Source organism: Nocardioides sp. GCM10030259, from assembly GCF_042666375.1.
Taxonomy (GTDB): Bacteria; Actinomycetota; Actinomycetes; order Propionibacteriales; family Nocardioidaceae; genus Nocardioides.
The window spans coordinates 26,267-42,519 of the sequence record NZ_JBHTDF010000011.1 but is presented as its reverse complement, the minus strand read 5'-3'; the positions used below and the strand labels follow the sequence as shown (position 1 = coordinate 42,519).

At 70.9% G+C, this 16,253-nt stretch carries 14 protein-coding genes; 10 read left to right on the top strand and 4 right to left on the bottom strand.

Translation table 11 applies throughout. The annotated features are described in order from the left end of the window. Positions 1 to 786, top strand: a complete 786-nt coding sequence (locus ACFQQI_RS11855) for an enoyl-CoA hydratase-related protein (RefSeq protein WP_378562926.1) — start codon at positions 1 to 3, stop codon at positions 784 to 786. 43 nt (positions 787 to 829) lie between these two features. Continuing rightward, on the top strand, positions 830 to 3,130 hold the full coding sequence (locus ACFQQI_RS11850; protein WP_378562923.1) for a sulfatase-like hydrolase/transferase: 2,301 nt from the start codon (positions 830 to 832) through the stop codon (positions 3,128 to 3,130). Between the two features lie 9 nt (positions 3,131 to 3,139). Here ACFQQI_RS11850 and ACFQQI_RS11845 read toward each other — a convergent pair whose 3' ends face one another. Next, a complete protein-coding gene (locus ACFQQI_RS11845) occupies positions 3,140 to 3,919 on the bottom strand; it encodes an IclR family transcriptional regulator (protein ID WP_378562920.1) in 780 nt (259 codons plus the stop codon). A 128-nt stretch (positions 3,920 to 4,047) separates the two neighbouring features. Here ACFQQI_RS11845 and ACFQQI_RS11840 point away from each other — a divergent pair, with 128 nt between their 5' ends. The 7 genes from ACFQQI_RS11840 to ACFQQI_RS11810 are packed head-to-tail and all read left to right on the top strand — an operon-like array spanning position 4,048 to position 11,619. After that, positions 4,048 to 5,628, top strand: a complete 1,581-nt coding sequence (locus tag ACFQQI_RS11840) for an ABC transporter substrate-binding protein (protein WP_378562917.1) — start codon at positions 4,048 to 4,050, stop codon at positions 5,626 to 5,628. A gap of 1 nt (position 5,629) precedes the next feature. After that, positions 5,630 to 6,664, top strand: a complete 1,035-nt coding sequence (locus ACFQQI_RS11835; RefSeq protein WP_378562914.1) for an ABC transporter permease — start codon at positions 5,630 to 5,632, stop codon at positions 6,662 to 6,664. Continuing rightward, complete coding sequence (locus ACFQQI_RS11830) at positions 6,661 to 7,506, top strand: ABC transporter permease (protein WP_378562909.1); 846 nt, start codon at positions 6,661 to 6,663, stop codon at positions 7,504 to 7,506. Before ACFQQI_RS11835 ends, ACFQQI_RS11830 begins: the two co-directional genes overlap by 4 nt. Continuing rightward, a complete protein-coding gene (locus ACFQQI_RS11825) occupies positions 7,506 to 9,311 on the top strand; it encodes an ABC transporter ATP-binding protein (protein WP_378562904.1) in 1,806 nt (601 codons plus the stop codon). The genes ACFQQI_RS11830 and ACFQQI_RS11825 overlap by 1 nt, the downstream gene beginning before the upstream one ends. Positions 9,312 to 9,342: 31 nt before the next feature. Further along, the gene (locus tag ACFQQI_RS11820) at positions 9,343 to 10,227 is read left to right on the top strand and encodes a 3-keto-5-aminohexanoate cleavage protein (RefSeq protein WP_378562898.1); all 885 of its coding nucleotides are present in this window, start codon (positions 9,343 to 9,345) and stop codon (positions 10,225 to 10,227) included. A 10-nt stretch (positions 10,228 to 10,237) separates the two neighbouring features. After that, positions 10,238 to 11,179 (top strand): 3-hydroxyacyl-CoA dehydrogenase NAD-binding domain-containing protein, encoded by a 942-nt coding sequence (locus tag ACFQQI_RS11815; protein WP_378562892.1) that lies wholly within the window; start codon positions 10,238 to 10,240, stop codon positions 11,177 to 11,179. After that, entirely contained in the window at positions 11,176 to 11,619 is a 444-nt protein-coding gene (locus ACFQQI_RS11810) for a thioesterase family protein (RefSeq protein WP_378562882.1), read from the top strand. The genes ACFQQI_RS11815 and ACFQQI_RS11810 overlap by 4 nt, the downstream gene beginning before the upstream one ends. A 1-nt stretch (position 11,620) precedes the next feature. Here ACFQQI_RS11810 and dmpG read toward each other — a convergent pair whose 3' ends face one another. From dmpG to ACFQQI_RS11795, 3 genes are read right to left on the bottom strand one after another with little or no spacing between them, the layout of a single operon-like run. Beyond that, positions 11,621 to 12,712: a 4-hydroxy-2-oxovalerate aldolase gene (gene dmpG / locus ACFQQI_RS11805; protein WP_378562878.1), complete on the bottom strand. Its 1,092-nt coding sequence runs from the start codon at positions 12,710 to 12,712 to the stop codon at positions 11,621 to 11,623. Between the two features lies 1 nt (position 12,713). Beyond that, positions 12,714 to 13,634, bottom strand: a complete 921-nt coding sequence (locus ACFQQI_RS11800; RefSeq protein ID WP_378562875.1) for an acetaldehyde dehydrogenase (acetylating) — start codon at positions 13,632 to 13,634, stop codon at positions 12,714 to 12,716. A gap of 2 nt (positions 13,635 to 13,636) precedes the next feature. After that, entirely contained in the window at positions 13,637 to 14,452 is an 816-nt protein-coding gene (locus tag ACFQQI_RS11795; protein ID WP_378562872.1) for a 2-keto-4-pentenoate hydratase, read from the bottom strand. Between the two features lie 34 nt (positions 14,453 to 14,486). Between ACFQQI_RS11795 and kstD the strand changes: the two genes are divergently transcribed. Continuing rightward, positions 14,487 to 16,214 carry a 3-oxosteroid 1-dehydrogenase gene (gene kstD, locus ACFQQI_RS11790; protein WP_378562869.1) on the top strand — a complete coding sequence of 576 codons (1,728 nt, stop codon included), beginning with the start codon at positions 14,487 to 14,489 and terminating at the stop codon, positions 16,212 to 16,214. The last annotated feature ends 39 nt before the right edge of the window (positions 16,215 to 16,253 follow it).

Sequence of the window (16,253 nt, the reverse complement as noted above, 5' to 3'; positions counted from 1 at the left end):
ATGAGCGACGTTCTGACCACCCGCGCCGAGGACGGGATCCTCGAGGTCACCCTCGACCGCCCGAAGGCCAACGCCATCGACCTCGCCACCAGCCGCGAGATGGGCGAGGTGTTCGCGTCGTTCCGCGACGACCCGGGGCTGCGGGTGGCGATCGTGCGCACCGAGGGCGACAGGTTCTTCTGCGCCGGCTGGGACCTCAAGGCCGCGGCCGACGGTGACTCCGTCGTCGGCGACTACGGGGTCGGCGGGTTCGGCGGCCTCCAGGAGCTGCCCGACCTCAACAAGCCGGTCATCGCCGCCGTCCACGGGCTGGCGATGGGCGGCGGTTTCGAGCTGGCCCTGTCCTGCGACCTCATCTACGCATCCGCGGTGACGCAGTTCGGGCTGCCGGAGATCAACGCCGGCACGCTCGCCGACGCGGCGACGATCAAGCTGCCCAAGCGGATGCCGTACCACGTCGCGATGGAGCTGCTCCTGACCGGGCGCTGGATGGCCGCCGAGGAGGCAGCCCGCTGGGGCCTGGTCAACGAGGTGCTGCGCGACGAGCAAGCGGTGCGGGACCGCGCCTGGGAGACCGCGCGCCTGCTGGCCACCGGCCCGCCGCTGGTCTTCGCCGCGATCAAGGAGACCGCCCGGGTCGCGGAGTCCCTGCGCTTCCAGGAGGCCCTGGACCTGGTCACCTCGAGCACCCTCCCGACCGTGGCGACGCTCTACTCCTCCGAGGACGGCGTCGAGGGATTCAAGGCGTTCGCCGAGAAGCGCAAGCCGGTGTGGAAGGGACGCTGAGCCTCTGGCGCCGAGGCCGTCGCGGCGTGCAGGATCTCGGATCGTGACCGCCACCGACCGCACCCGGCTCCCGCTCGACGTCGACACGACCGCCCGGCCGATCCGCCCGGTGCGTGCCGGGTCCGGTGCACCCAACGTGGTGGTCGTGCTGATCGACGACATGGGCTTCGGGGCGTCGACGGCGTACGGCGGCCCGTGCGAGATGCCGACCGCCGAGCGCTTGGCGGCGGAGGGACTGCGCTACTCCCGGTTCCACGTGACTCCCCTGTGCTCGCCGACCCGCCAGGCGCTGATGACCGGTCGCAACCACCACTCCGTCGGCATGGGCGTCACCAGCGAGATGTCCACGCCGGAGCCGGGCTACCACGGCTACCGCCCGGCGAGCGCGGCCACCATCGCGCAGATCCTCGGTGGGAACGGCTACTGCACCGCGGCGATCGGCAAGTGGCACCAGACCCCTCCGGTGGAGGTCAGCCCGTCCGGCCCCTTCCACCGGTGGCCGATGGGCGAGGGCTTCGACTACTTCTACGGCTTCATGGGCGCGGAGATGAACCACTGGTACCCGCAGCTCTACCAGGGCCGCTACGCCATCGAGCCCGACCGGCTCCCGGAGGACGGCTACCACTTGTCCGAGGACCTCGTCGAGCACGCGATCTCCTGGGTCGAGAACCAGCAGGCGATCACCCCGGACCGTCCGTTCTTCACCTACCTCGCGCTCGGCGCGACGCACGCGCCGTTCCACGTCGCACCCGAGTGGCGGGACAGGTACGCCGGCCGCTTCGACGCCGGCTGGGACGCTCAGCGGGAGCAGACGCTGGCGCGCCAGAAGCAGCTCGGGATCGTGCCGGAGTCGGCCGAGCTGGCGCCGTGGGCGGAGGGAGTCCCCCGCTGGGACGAGCTCGACGAGACCGAGCGGCGGGTCGCGGCGCGGTTCATGGAGACGTACGCCGGGTTCGCCGAGCACGCCGACGTCCAGGTCGGCCGGCTGGTCGACGCTCTCGAGGAGATGGGCGTCCTCGACGACACCCTGGTCTTCTACCTGCTCGGCGACAACGGCGCGTCCGGGGAGGGTGGTCCACGCGGCACGTTCCGCGAGCACCTCGTCGGGCACGGCATCCAGGACGACACCGCCGACATGGCCGCCCGCCTCGAGTCGCTCGGCGACCCCACGACGTACGCCATCTACCCGGCGGGCTGGGCGCTGGCGATGAACACGCCGTACCCCTGGACCAAGCAGCTCGCGCACCTGGGCGGGACCCGCGACGGCATGATCGTGCGCTGGGGCAACGGCATCGAGGCCAGGGGCGAGATCCGGCACCAGTGGCACCACGTGATCGACGTGCTGCCGACCATCCTCGAGGCCGCCGGGCTCGAGGTGCCGGCGACGTTCGCCGGGGTCGAGCAGCAGCCGATCGAGGGGACCAGCCTGGCCTACACGTTCGACGACCCCCACTCGCCCGACCGGCACACCACCCAGTACTTCGAGATGATCGGAAACCGGGGCGTCTACCACGAGGGCTGGACGGCGGTCACCCGGCACGGCGTGCCCTGGGAGATGGTGGACACGCCGAAGCGACCGTTCGACGAGGACGTGTGGGAGCTCTACGACCACGCCGACGACTGGACTCAGGCGCGTGACCTCGCTGGCGAGCACCCCGAGCGGCTCCGGGACCTGCAGCGGATCTTCGACCGCGAGGCGGAGCGACACCACGTCCTCCCCCTCGACGACCGGGTCACCGAGCGCGAGAACCCGTCCGTCGCCGGCCGGCTCGAGCTGCACCACGGCCGGTCGACGCTGTCGTTCGGCCCCCGCGTCGGGCGGCTCACCGAGGAGGCGGCACCCAACACCAAGAACCGCTCGCACGTCATCACCGCCGACCTCGAGCTGACCACCGGCACCAGCGGCGTGGTGGTCGCCCAGGGCGGCCGCTTCGGCGGCTGGTCGCTCTACGTCGTCGACGGGGTTCCCCACTACGCCTACAACTTCGTCGGCCGCGACCTGACCGTGGTCCGCGCCGCCGAGCCGATGCCGCCCGGCCGGCACGACCTCGTCGTCCGGTTCGAGTACGACGGCGGCCCTCCCGGCAGCGGCGCAGACGTGACGCTGGAGGTCGACGACGCGCCGGTCGGGTCCGGCCGGATCCCGGTCACCACCGCCTACTACTTCGCCTTCGACGAGACGTTCAACGTGGGAGTCGACCGCGGCACGCCGGTCGTCGACCACTACCTGCCGGTGCGCAACCACTTCGAGGGGCTCATCCACCGGGTGCGCTTCGACCTCGGTCCTGTCGTGGAGGCGGTCACCGACGGTGAGCGGGCCCGCGCCCACCTGACGCACCAGTGACCCACGGGGTCAGCGACCGGCGAGCTCCGCGGCGCCCTCGACCGCCACGTCTCCGAGGCCGTCGAACCGCTGGCCGGTGATCCGGTCGGGAGGCCCCCAGATGCTGAGGACGGCGACGGCACGCCCGGCGCTGTCGAGGACCGGCGCCGACACGCCCCAGGCCGACTCCTCGAACTCCCCGCGGCACACGGAGAACCCGCGCTCTCGGGTCCGCGCGAGCTCCTCCCTGAGCCGCGCGCGCGAGGTGATCGTCGTCGCGGTGTAGCGATGCAGCCGACCGCCGCGAGGCAGGTTCAGGAGGTCCGTGACCTCGTCGGGTCCGGAGTACGCCAGCAGCACCTTGCCCGTCGACGTGGCGTGCAGCGGGACCGCCATGCCCCGCCAGGTGACGGAGACGATCGCGCTGGCGACGGCCTCGGCGACGTACGTCAGCGCGCCGTCGCGCAGGACCGCCAGCGCCGCCGTCTCCCCGGTCTGCGTGGCGATCCGCTGCAACACGGCGCGCGCCGCACGCGCCAGCGAGCTGTCGCCGGCCTGGCCGGCCAGGTCGATGAGCCCGAAGCCGAGCGAGTACCACCCCGTCTCGCGGTCGAGGTGGACCAGTCGCTGCTGCTCGAGCGTCGAGAGGAGCCGCCACGTCGTGGTGCGGTTGAGCCCGACGGCCTCGGCGAGCGCGGTGGCGGTCGCCGCCGGGCCGGACGCCACCGCCACGGCGCGGAGCAGGGCGGCCGCCCGCTGCACGGACTGCACCTGCGTCGACTCACGCTCGCGCCCGGTTGCGTCACGCACACCTTGTTGCGTATCGCGAGACAACACGCGATCACACCCTTCTAGGCATTGACCCGGTCACGGGACGTCCTTATGTTCCGTAGATCACATTCGTCGATGTTCGGATAGTGAAACAGAGGAGTCACGAAGTGAACCACCCTCGCACAGGCCCGGCTCTCTCCCGGCGCCAGCTACTCAAGTACTCCGGCATCGGCGCGGCAGCGGTGGCGGGCAGCAGCCTCCTCACCGCGTGCGGCGGTGACGACGGCGGCGGAGGCGGGGGTGGCGGTGGCGCCCAGAGCTCCGGCGGCATCCTCATCCACGGCGCCACCGGCGGAGGCAGCAAGGACACCCTCGATCCGCACGCGCCGGTCACCGCCGCCGACATCGCGCGGTGCAACAACCTCTACGAGCCACTGCTGTTCTGGAACAACAACTACGAGCTGGAGCCGGCGTTGGCCGAGTCCGTCGATGCGGCCGCGGACGGCGTGACCTGGACCATCAAGCTCCGCCAGGGCGTCACGTTCCACAACGGAAAGCCGGTCACCGCCGAAGACGTGTGGTTCAGCCTCCAGCGGGTGGCCGACCCGAAGAAGCCGCAGTCGGGCGGCGGGCAGCTCTCGCAGATCATCGACTTCCAGTCGACCAAGGTCGTCGACGAGACCACGCTGTCGCTGGTGCTCAACACGAAGTACGCGATCCTCGACTCGCTGCTGGCTGAGTACACCGTCGGCATCATCCCGACCGACTTCGATGTCAACAACCCGGTCGGCACCGGCCCCTTCGCGTACAAGTCGTTCGAGCCCGGCAAGACCAGCACGTTCACCAGGTACGCCGACTACTGGGGTGACGCGGCCTTCGTCGACGAGCTGCAGATCCAGGACTTCGCGGACGACAACGCCAAGGTCAACGCCCTCCAGGCCGGCCAGATCCAGACGCTCGACAACCTGCCGTACAACCTGATCGACACCATCAAGGGCTCCGGCGCCGGCGTGCTGATCGCAGAGGGCGGCCAGTGGGTGCCGTTCACGATGCGCGTCGACACCGCGCCGTTCAACGACGTGAGGGTGCGGCAGGCGATGCGCCTGATCGTGGACCGGCAGGCGATGATCGACCAGACGCTGAGCGGGTACGGCTCGCTGGGCAACGACCTCTACGCGCCGTTCGACGTGGACTACGCCAGCGACCTGCCGCAGCGCGAGCAGGACATCGACCAGGCCAAGTCGCTGCTCCAGCAGGCGGGCCAGGAGGGGCTGCAGGTCGAGCTGTTCACCGGCGACGGCATCGGCTCGGTTGCGGTTCCGGCCGCGAACCTCTTCGCCGAGCAGGCCAAGGAGGCCGGGGTCGAGGTCAAGGTCACCAAGAAGACCGAGTTCTACGACGACGACTACCTGTCCTACCCGTTCGCCCAGGACTTCTGGAACACCCGCAACTACATCCCGCAGGCGGTCGTCGGCACCTTCCCGCCGGAGCTGGGCGGCACCTACAACGAGACGCACTGGGACAACCAGGAGCACCGCGACCTCGTCAACCAGGCCGCGGCCGAGCTCGACGAGGCCAAGCGGGCCGACCTGCTCCACCGGGCCCAGGAGATCGAGTACGACGAGGGCGGCCTGATCATCTGGGGCTTCCGCCAGCAGGTCGACGGCTACGGCGCCAACGTGCAGGGCCTGGAGCCGAGCAAGTACCTCCCGCTCGGCAACTACAAGTTCAACAAGGTCTCGGTCTGACATGACCCAGATCGCGGCACTCCAAGATCCCCTGGAGGAAGTCGCTCCTCCTCGGGGTCGCTCGGGTGCGGCCGCCTGGACGATCTGGCTGCTGCGCCGGATCGGCCTGGCGGTCCTGAGCCTCTGGCTGGTCTCCGTCCTGGTGTTCCTGGCCACCGCTGCCCTCGGCGACCCGGTGCGGGCCATCCTCGGCCGCGACTACAACTCCAACCCAGGGCGGGTGGCGCAGCTCGAGGCCCAGCTGAACTCCGACCAGGGCCTGGTCTCGCAGTACTTCAGCTGGCTCGGCGGGCTGCTCACCGGTGATCCCGGCACCTCGCTGGCCAACCAGCAGCCGGTCTGGGGGCAGATCTCCAGCAACGTCGTGAACACGCTGGTGCTGGTCTTCCTCGCAGCCGTGATCATGGTCCCGCTGGCCTTCGGCCTCGCCATGATCTCCGCCCACTACCGCCGGCGCCGACCCGACACCGTCATCCAGACGGTGCTCCTCGCGCTGGCCGGCATCCCCGAGTTCGTCACCGGCATCCTGCTGGTGGCGCTCTTCTCGACGACGGTCTTCACCATCTTCCCGGCCGTCACGATCGTCTCGCAGACCGGCCATCCGTGGGACACCCCGAAGGGCATGGTGCTGCCCGTCGCCACCCTGGTGCTGGCCGTGACGCCGTACGTGTCCCGCATCGTGCGCGCCACCCTGCTCGAGGTGCTGGACAGCGACTACGTCGAGCTGGCCCGGCTCAAGGGCATCCCCGAGCCGGTGGTGATGCGCAAGCACGCGCTGCTCAACGCGATCGTGCCCGGCATCCAGGTCATCGGGCTCCAGCTGGCCTGGCTGGCCGGCGGCGTCGTCCTCGTCGAGACGCTCTTCGCCTACCCCGGCGTCGGGCGCCAGCTCGTCGACTCGGTCCGCAACCACGACGTGCCGATGGTGCAGGCCCTGAGCATGATCATCGCCGCGTTCTACATCGTGGTGAACCTGGTCGCGGACATCCTCTCCATCCTGCTGACCCCCCGAGCGAGGACGGCGATCTCCTCATGAGCTCCACGTCGACGAGCCCGGCGCCGCAGTCCTTCTTCCGGCGCGCGCTCCGGCAGAAGCGGTTCACGGTGGGCCTGACCGTGACGGTGCTGGTCATGCTGTTCGCGATCTTCGCGCCGTTCTTCGCACCGTACGGCGAGAACGAGATCGCCGGTGCGCCGTACGCGAAGACCGGCCTGCTCGGCACCGACTACCTCGGCCAGGACGTGCTGAGCCGGGTGATGTACGGCGGGCTGGGCATCCTCGTCATCTCGGTCCTCGCCACCGTTCTGGGCATGGTCCTCGGGATCCTGATCGGGGTGGTCGCCGCCTACAGCGGCGGCTGGTGGGACGAGGTCATCATGCGCCTCAACGACGTGCTCCTCGCGTTCCCGCAGATCCTTCTGGCGCTGGTCGTGCTGACCGCGCTCCAGGACCCCGCCCCGTGGGCGATCATCGTGCTCGTCGGTGCCTCCCACGCACCACGGGTGGCCCGCGTCGCGCGCGGTGTCGCGCTCGGGATCGTCTCTCGTGACTTCGTGGCCTCGGCGGAGGCGCTGGGCGAGCGGCGGTCCCGCGTGATCGTGGCCGAGGTGCTGCCCAACATGACCGGTCCCCTCCTGGCCGAGGCCGGCCTGCGACTCACCTACTCGATCGGGCTGGTCGCCGCCCTCGGCTTCCTCGGCTTCGCCTCCGACCCCGGCGCGGCCAACTGGGGCCAGATGATGAACGAGAACCGGCTCGGCCTCGCCACCCAGCCGTGGTCGGTGCTGGCACCGGTGGCGATGATCGCGATCTTCACCGTCGGCACCAACCTGATGGCCGACGGACTCGCCCAGGTCAGCCAGCGGGGGGACGACTGATGACCGCCACGCGCCCGGACACCGAGCACCAGGCCACGCCCACGGGCGGACTCGTCGTCGAGGACCTCGGCGTCACCCTGACGGGGCGGCCGGTCGACGTCGTCGACGACATCGACCTCGTCCTGCGGCCCGGCGAGGTCGTCGGGCTGGTCGGCGAGTCCGGCTCCGGCAAGACCACGGTCGGCACCTCGCTGCTCGGCTACGCCCGGGCCGGCGCGGTCATCTCCGCCGGCAGGGTGCTCATCGAGGAACGGGACGTGCTGAAGCTGCCCTGGAAGGAGGTCCGGAAGCTGCGCGGCGAGGAGATCGCGTACGTGCCGCAGGACCCGGCCTCGGCGCTCAACCCGAGCATCCGGATCGGCAGGCAGATCGTCGAGCTGCTCGAGCTGCGTGGCATCGGTACGGCGCAGTCGCGGCTGCAGGGTGCGCGGGACGGCCTCGCCGAGGTCGGGCTGCCGAACGACGACGAGTTCCTCAAGCGCTATGCGCACCAGCTCTCCGGCGGCCAGGTGCAACGCGTCGCGCTGGCGATGGCGTTCCTGCCCAAGCCGAAGGTGCTCGTCCTCGACGAGCCGACGACGGGTCTCGACGTCACCACGCAGAAGATGGTGCTCGACACGATGGCCGCGCTCTGCCGCACGCACGGCGTCAGCGCGCTCTACGTCACGCACGACCTCGCCGTCGTGGCCAACATCGCCGACCGCGTCGCGGTGATGTACGCCGGGCAGATCGCCGAGCTCGGCCCGCGGGACGCGATCTTCGCGGCGCCGCAGCACCCCTACACGCGAGCACTGCTCGACTCGATCCCGCACCTGAGCCAGGCCCGCGCCCTCGCGGGCATCCCAGGCCGCACGCCCGCCCCGGGTGCGCGCCCGGAGGGGTGCCGCTTCAACGACCGCTGCTCGTTCGCGATCGATGCCTGCCGCGAGCAGGTCCCGCAGCTGCGCATCGTCGCGCCCGCCCACGAGGTGCGGTGCCTGCGCGCCGAGGAGATCGGCGTCTGGGACATCAACCGCGGCACCGTGCCGGACGCCGATCCCGACCGGCAGCGCGACGTGATCCTGTCCGTGTCCGGCCTCGACGTCTTCTACGGACGCAAGCAGGTCGTCCACGACGTGACCTTCGACCTGGCCAGGGGCGAGGTCGTGGCGCTGGTCGGCGAGTCCGGCAGCGGCAAGACGACGATCTCCCGCGCCGTCGGCGGCCTCCACAAGGACTGGACGGGCACCATCGACTTCGAGGGTCGTCACCTGGCCACGAGTGCGCGTCGGCGCAGCGCCGATGACCGCCGGCGGATCCAGTACATCTTCCAGAACCCCTACCTCTCGCTGAACCCCCGGCTGACCGTCGAGCAGATCATCAAGCGTCCGATGGAGCTCTTCGGGTTGGCCAAGGGCAGGGCGGCCACCGACCGCGTCGTCGAGCTCATGGACCAGGTCGCGCTCGGCTCGGGGATGCTGCACTACCAGGCCAGCCGGCTCTCCGGCGGCGAGCGGCAGCGGGTCGCGATCGCGCGCGCCCTGGCCGCCGAGCCCGACGTGATGATCTGCGACGAGATCACCTCGGCACTCGACGTGTCGGTGCAGGGCTCGATCGTCGCCCTGCTCGAGGGGCTCCGGAAGGAGCGCGGCATCAGCATGCTCTTCGTGACCCACAACCTCGCGCTGGTCCGCTCCATCGCCGCTCGCGTCGAGATCCTCCAGGCGGGCCGGGTCGTCGAGGCGGGATCGGTCGTGACCGTGATGGAGACCCCGCAGCAGGAGTACACCCGCAAGCTGCTCGCGGACAGCCCGCGGATCGACTGACACCGGACGGCACGACGAGAAGGAGTCACCCATGAACCGGAAGGTCATGATCACCTGCGCCCTGACCGGTGCCGGTGACACCGTCGGCCGGTCCGAGCACGTGCCGGTGACGCCCGAGCAGATCGCGGAGTCCGGCATCGCCGCGGCCCGCGCGGGCGCCACGATCGTCCACGTCCACGTCCGCGACCCCGAGACCGGCCGGGGCTCGCGCGACGTCGCGCTCTACCGCGAGGTGGTCGAGCGGATCCGCGCGTCGGACGTCGACGTCATCGTCAACACCACCGCCGGCATGGGCGGCGACCTGGTGCTCGACCCCCACGACCCCACGACGTTCCTCGACGGCACCGATCTGGTGAGCGGCGTCGACCGCCTCCCCCACGTCGAGGAGCTGCTCCCCGACATCTGCACCCTCGACTGCGGCAGCCTCAACTTCGGCGAGGGCAGCCTCGTCTACGTCTCGACGCCCGACATGCTCCGCGAGGGCGCCAAGAAGATCCAGGAGCTCGGCGTCCGCTGCGAGATGGAGATCTTCGACACCGGTCACCTGTGGTTCGCCAGGACCCTGGTCGAGGAGGGACTGATCGACGAGCCCGCGATGTACCAGCTCTGCATGGGCATCCCGTACGGCGCCCCGGCCGACCCGCTCACGCTCGCCGCGATGGTCAACCAGCTGCCGGACGGCGCCGTCTGGGCGTCGTTCGCGCTCGGCCCGATGCAGATGCCGTGGGTGGCGCAGTCGGTGCTGCTCGGGGGCCACGTCCGGGTCGGGCTGGAGGACAACCTCTACCTGAGCAAGGGCGTGAAGGCGACGAACGCGCAGCTCGTCGAGCGGGCGCGGACGATCGTCGAGAGCATGGGTGCCCACGTGGCCACGCCCGACGAGGGCCGCGAGATCCTCGCGTTGCCGAGCCGTTGAGGGGCCGACGATGACCCGGCTGGCCCCCGAGGACGTCCGGACCGTCACCTGCATCGGGGCCGGCGTGATCGGCGGCGGCTGGGCGGCGTACTTCCTGGCCCGCGGCTACCGCGTGGTCGCCTGGGACCCCGCGCCCGACGCCGAGGCGCGGCTGCGACACCTGGCCGGGGCAGCGTGGCCGGCGCTGACCGAGCTCGGGCTCGCCGAGGGCGCGAGCCTGGACAACCTCACGTACGAGCCGGACCTGGCGGCGGCGTGCGCGCAGGCCGACTTCGTGCAGGAGAGCGCGCCCGAGGACCTCGACCTGAAGCGCACGCTGCTCGCCGACATCGACACGGTCGCGCCTCCGGGCGTGGTGATCTCCTCGTCGACCTCGGGCTACGGGATGAGCGAGATGCAGGACAAGTGCACGCATCCCGAGCGGACCGTCGTCGGGCATCCGTTCAACCCGCCGTACCTGATCCCGCTCGTCGAGGTCGTCGGCGGCGCGGCCACCTCGCCGGAGGTCGTGCAGTGGACCTCCGAGTTCTTCCGGCAGGCCGGGAAGTCGGTCATCACGATGACCCGCGAGGTGCCGGGCTTCGTCGCCAACCGGCTCCAGGAGGCACTGTGGCGCGAGGCGCTGCACATGGTCGAGGCGGGCGAGGCGACGGTCGAGGAGATCGACCTGTCCATCACCGACGGCCCTGGTCTGCGCTGGGCGCTGCAGGGTCCGATGCTGACCTTCCACCTCGCGGGCGGCCAGGGCGGGATGGCGCACATGCTCGACCACTTCGGCCCCTCGCTGCTCTCGCCGTGGACGCGCCTCGACGCCCCGGAGCTGACGCCGGGGCTGCGCGACGCCGTGGTCGACGGGTGCGAGCGCGAGGCCGCCGGCCGCAGCATCGACGACCTCGTCGCGGAGCGGGACCGGGGTGTCATCGCGATCCTGCGGGCGCTCGGCCGCGCATGAGCGTGCTCTGGCGCGAGCCCGTCCGCGACGAATGGGTCGACTACAACGGCCACCTGTCCGAGGCCTACTACGTGCTCGCCTTCGGGCACGCGACCGACGCCGTCATGGACGCCGTCGGAATGGGGCCGGAGTACCGCGCGACCCACGACGCCTCCCTCTACACGGTGGAGGCGCACGTGCGGTACCTCGACGAGGTGGCGGCCGGCAGCGATCTCGAGGTCCGCTCGTCCGTGATCGGTGCCACCGGCAAGCTGCTCTGGATCTGGCACGAGATGTACGCCGACGGGCGGCTGCGGGCCACCGAGGAGGTGCTCGGCGTGCACGTCGTGGCGCGCTCGTCGGCGCCCTTCCCCGACGACGTCGCGACTCGCGCTCGCGCGGCGCTGGTCGACCCACCCGAGGCCGCGAGCGGACGGATCCGGCCGCTGCCGCGGGAGTGAGTCAGGAGTTGGCGGCCGCCTTCTCCTGCTCCGCCTTCAGCATCAGCGCGATGTCGATGAGCTGGTCCTCCTGGCCGCCGATCAGCTTGCGGCGACCGGCCTCGAGCAGGATCTTCGCTCCGGAGACGCCGTAGCGGTCGGCCGCGTTGCCGGCGTGCTTGAGGAAGGACGAGTAGACGCCGGCGTACCCCATCATCAGGGTCATCCGGTCCAGCTGGCACTCCTCGGGCATCGCCGGCTTGATGACGTCCTCGGACGCGTCGACGATCTGGAGGAAGTCGATCCCGGTCTCCCACCCGAGCTTGTCGCAGACGCCGACGAACGCCTCGAGCGGCGCGTTGCCGGCGCCCGCGCCGAAGCGGCGGACCGACCCGTCGATCTGGGTGGCGCCGGCCCGGGCGGCCATCACGGTGTTGGCGACGCCGATGCCGAGGTTCTCGTGGCCGTGGAAGCCGATGTCGGCCTGGTCGCCGATCTCCGCCACGAGGGCCGCGACCCGATCCGCGGTCTGCTCGAGGACCAGCGCGCCGGCGGAGTCGACGACGTAGACGCACTCACACCCGGCGTCGACCATGATCCGGGCCTGCTTGGCGAGCACCTCGGGCGGCTGGGTGTGGCTCATCATCAGGAACCCGACGGTCTCCAGGCCGAGCTCGCGGCACAGCCCGAAGTGCTGGATCGCGGTGTCGGCCTCCGTGCAGTGCGTGGCGATCCGGCAGATCTGGCCGCCGTTGTCCTGCGCGGCGCGGATGTCGTCCTTCGTGCCGACACCGGGGAGCATCAGGAACGCGATCTTCGCGCGCTGCGCGGTCTCCGCCGCGATCCTGATCAGCTCCTGCTCATCCGTCCGCGAGAAGCCGTAGTTGAACGACGAGCCGCCGAGCCCGTCGCCGTGCGTCACCTCGATGACCGGCACGCCGGAGGCGTCCAGCGCCGCGACGATGTCGTGGCACTCCTGCGCGGTGAACTGGTGCCGCTTGTGGTGCGACCCGTCGCGCAGGCAGGTGTCGGTCAGGCGCAGGTCGAGCTTGCCCCAGGGATCGTCGCCGTGGGTGCCCGACCAGGTGCGGGTGAGTGCGTTGATGTCGGTCATCTCAGGCCTCCGGGTTCGACGGGGTGAGGATCGATCGGGCAATGTTCTCCCCCACCTGGGTGGCAGCGGCGGTCATGATGTCGAGGTTGCCGGAGTACGGCGGCAGGTAGTCGCCTGCGCCCTCGACCTCGACGAAGATCGAGACCTTCACCTGGCCGCGGGTCGCCGGGGACGGCTCGTCGATCTGCGGCTCCTGGAGGAGCCGGTAGCCCGGCACGTACTCCTGCACGGCCTTCTCCATCGCCACGATCGACTGCACGATCGCGTCGCGGTCGGCGTCCGGCGGCACCGCGCAGAAGATCGTGTCGCGCATGATCATCGGCGGCTCGGCGGGGTTGAGGACGATGATCGCCTTGCCCTCGGCCGCCCCGCCGATCTCGGTCACGCCGCGCGACGTCGTCCGCGTGAACTCGTCGATGTTCGCGCGGGTGCCGGGGCCGGCGGACACCGACGCGACGGAGGCGACGATCTCGGCGTACGACACGGTCGCCGCCCGCGAGACGGCGGCAACCATCGGGATCGTGGCCTGGCCACCGCAGGTGATCATGTTGACGTTCATCGCGCCGACGTGCTCCTCGCCGTTGACCGGCGGGATGACGGCCGGGCCGACGGCGGCGGGCGTGAGGTCGACGGCGCGGATGCCGGCCTCCTCGTAGCGCGGGGCGTACTCCCGGTGCACGTACGCCGAGGTCGCCTCGAAGATCAGGTCGGGCAGCTCGTCCTGCTTCAGCAGCCAGTCGACGCCCTCGTGGGTCGACTCGAGGCCCTTGTCGGCGGCCAGCCGGAGGCCCTCGGACGACGGGTCGACGCCGATCATCCACCTCGGCTCGATCACCTCCGACCGCAGCAGCTTGTACATGAGGTCGGTGCCGATGTTGCCCGGGCCGACGATGGCGGCGCTGAGCTTGGCTCTGGCTGGCATGCTCACTCCTCGAATGTGACGCGGAGCGGCTCGAAGCCGCTGATGGTCGCCTCGACCCGGTCCCCCGGGGCGAACGGCACGAACGGGCCCAGGGCCCCGGACAGGATCAGGTGGCCGGCACGCAGCGGGTCGCCGTACCGCTTCGCCTGGACGGCCAGCCAGCGCAGCGCCTCCAGCGGGTCGCCGAGGCAGGCAGCCCCGTTGCCGCTCGACCTCTCCTCGCCGTTGATCATCAGCGACATCGTGACGTCGCGCGGCTCGAGCTCGGAGAGCGGGCGCCCCTCCCGGCCGACCACGAACAGGCCGCTGGAGGCGTTGTCGGCGACGGTGTCGGTGAAGCCGATCGCCCAGTCGGCGATGCGCGAGTCGACGATCTCGAGCGCCGGCAGCGCGACGTCCACGGCGTCGCGCACGGTCTCGAGCGTGATCTCGTCGTCGTCGATGTCGCGGGAGAGCACGAACGCCACCTCGCCCTCCACCCGCGGCTGCAGCAGCGTCGCCATCGAGATGGGGTCGCCGCCGGGGACCGCCCCGGCACTGACGTCCATGTCGCTGAGCAGGTAGCCGAAGTCGGGCTGGTCGACGCCCAACTGGGTCTGGACCGCCTCCGACGTCGCGCCGATCTTGCGGCCGACCACGGTCACGCCACCGTCCAGTCTGGCGCGGACGAGACCCTGCTGCACGGCGTACGCCGCGTCGAGGTCGTCGGTGCCGATCAGGTCGCGCACGGGCGCACACGGCTCGCGGTCGGCCTGGGCCCGGGCCAGTCGCTGGACGGCCGCCCCGATCGCTGACACGGTGGAGTCCTGGGAGGTCACGGGACGATAGTAGAACCTGTTACAGTTTCTGGCCATGACGACCCCCCTCCCTCCGCGGGACTTGGCGGAGAGCGTCGACGTCGTGGTCGTCGGCGCCGGTGGCGCCGGCATGACCGCGGCGCTAGCGGCCCAGGCACGCGGCCTCGAGACCGTGCTGATCGAGAAGAGCTCGTACTTCGGCGGCTCGACCGCGCGCAGCGGCGGCGGGGTCTGGATCCCCAACAACTACGCGCTGAAGAAGGCCGGGCAGGCCGACGACCCGGAGCTCTCGCGCACCTACCTCGACTCGATCGTGGGCGACGTGGTGCCGAAGGTCCGCCGCGACACCTACCTCGACCGCGGCCCCGAGGTCCTCGACTTCATCCGCGAGCGCACCCCGCTGCGGTTCACCTGGGTGCCGCAGTACGCCGACTACCACCCCGAGGCCCCGGGCGGCCGGCCGGCGGGCCGCTCCTGCGAGCCGGTCCCGATGGACGCGCGCTTCCTCGGCGACGAGCTCGAGCGGCTGCACCCGCAGTACACCAAGGCACCGGCGAACATGATCGTCACGCAGGCCGACTTCCGGAAGATCAGCCTCGGCCTGCGCACGCTGCGCGGCCCGGTCACGATGATGAAGATCTTCCTGCGCCGGATGGTCTCGCTGCTCCGCGGCCAGAAGATGTACGCGATGGGCAACGCGATCGCGATCGGGCTCCGCAAGGGCCTGTCCGACGCCGGCGTGCCCGTCCACTACGACACCGAGCTCACCGACCTGGTGATCGAGGACGGCCGCGTCGTCGGCGTCCGCGTGCAGCACGACGGCAGCGAACACGTCGTCCGAGCGCGGCGCGGCGTGATCCTGGGCAGCGGCGGGTTCGAGCGCAACCTCGAGATGCGCGAGAAGTACCAGCCGCAGCCGACGTCGGTCGACTGGACGACGGGGTCGCAGTTCAACACCGGCGGCGGCATCCTCGCCGGCATCGCGGCCGGCGCGCAGACCGACCTGATGGACGACTCGTGGTGGGGCCCGACGATCCCGCTGCCGTCGGGCCCGTGGTTCGCGCTCGCCGAGCGCAACCTGCCCGGCTCGATCATCGTCAACCAGGCCGGTCGCCGCTACATGAACGAGGCGCTGCCGTACGTCGAGGCCGTGCACGCGATGTACGACGGCGAGGCGACGGGCGTCGGCCACGTGCCGAGCTGGATGATCATCGACCAGCGCTACCGCAACCGCTACATCTTCGCCGGCCTGTTCCCGCGTCAGCCCTTCCCCGGCCGCTGGTACAAGCTCGGCACCATCCGCAAGGCCTCGTCGATCGAGGCGCTCGCCGGGGAGATCGACGTCCCGGCCGACGCGCTGCGCGCCACCGTCGACCGGTTCAACGGGTTCGCGAAGGCGGGTGTCGACGAGGACTTCCACCGCGGCGAGAGCGCCTACGACAAGTACTACTCCGACCCGACCGTCAAGCCGAACCCGTCACTGCACACGATCGACGAGGGACCGTTCTACGCCGTGAAGATCGTGCCCGGCGACCTCGGCACCAAGGGCGGCCTGGTCACCGACGAGCACGCCCGGGTGCTGCGGGCCGACGGCTCCGTGATCCCCGGCCTGTACGCCGCCGGCAACTGCTCCTCGGCCGTCATGGGCCACACGTACGCCGGCCCCGGTGCGACGATCGGCCCCGCCCTGACCTTCGGCTACCTGGCCGCCGAGACCATCGCCGACGGTGGTTTCGAGACAGGCGCCAGCGCGCCTTCCTCAACCACCGAGCCCGGTGGTTGAGGAGGTTGCGCTAGCAACCGTCTCGAAACCACTGACCCG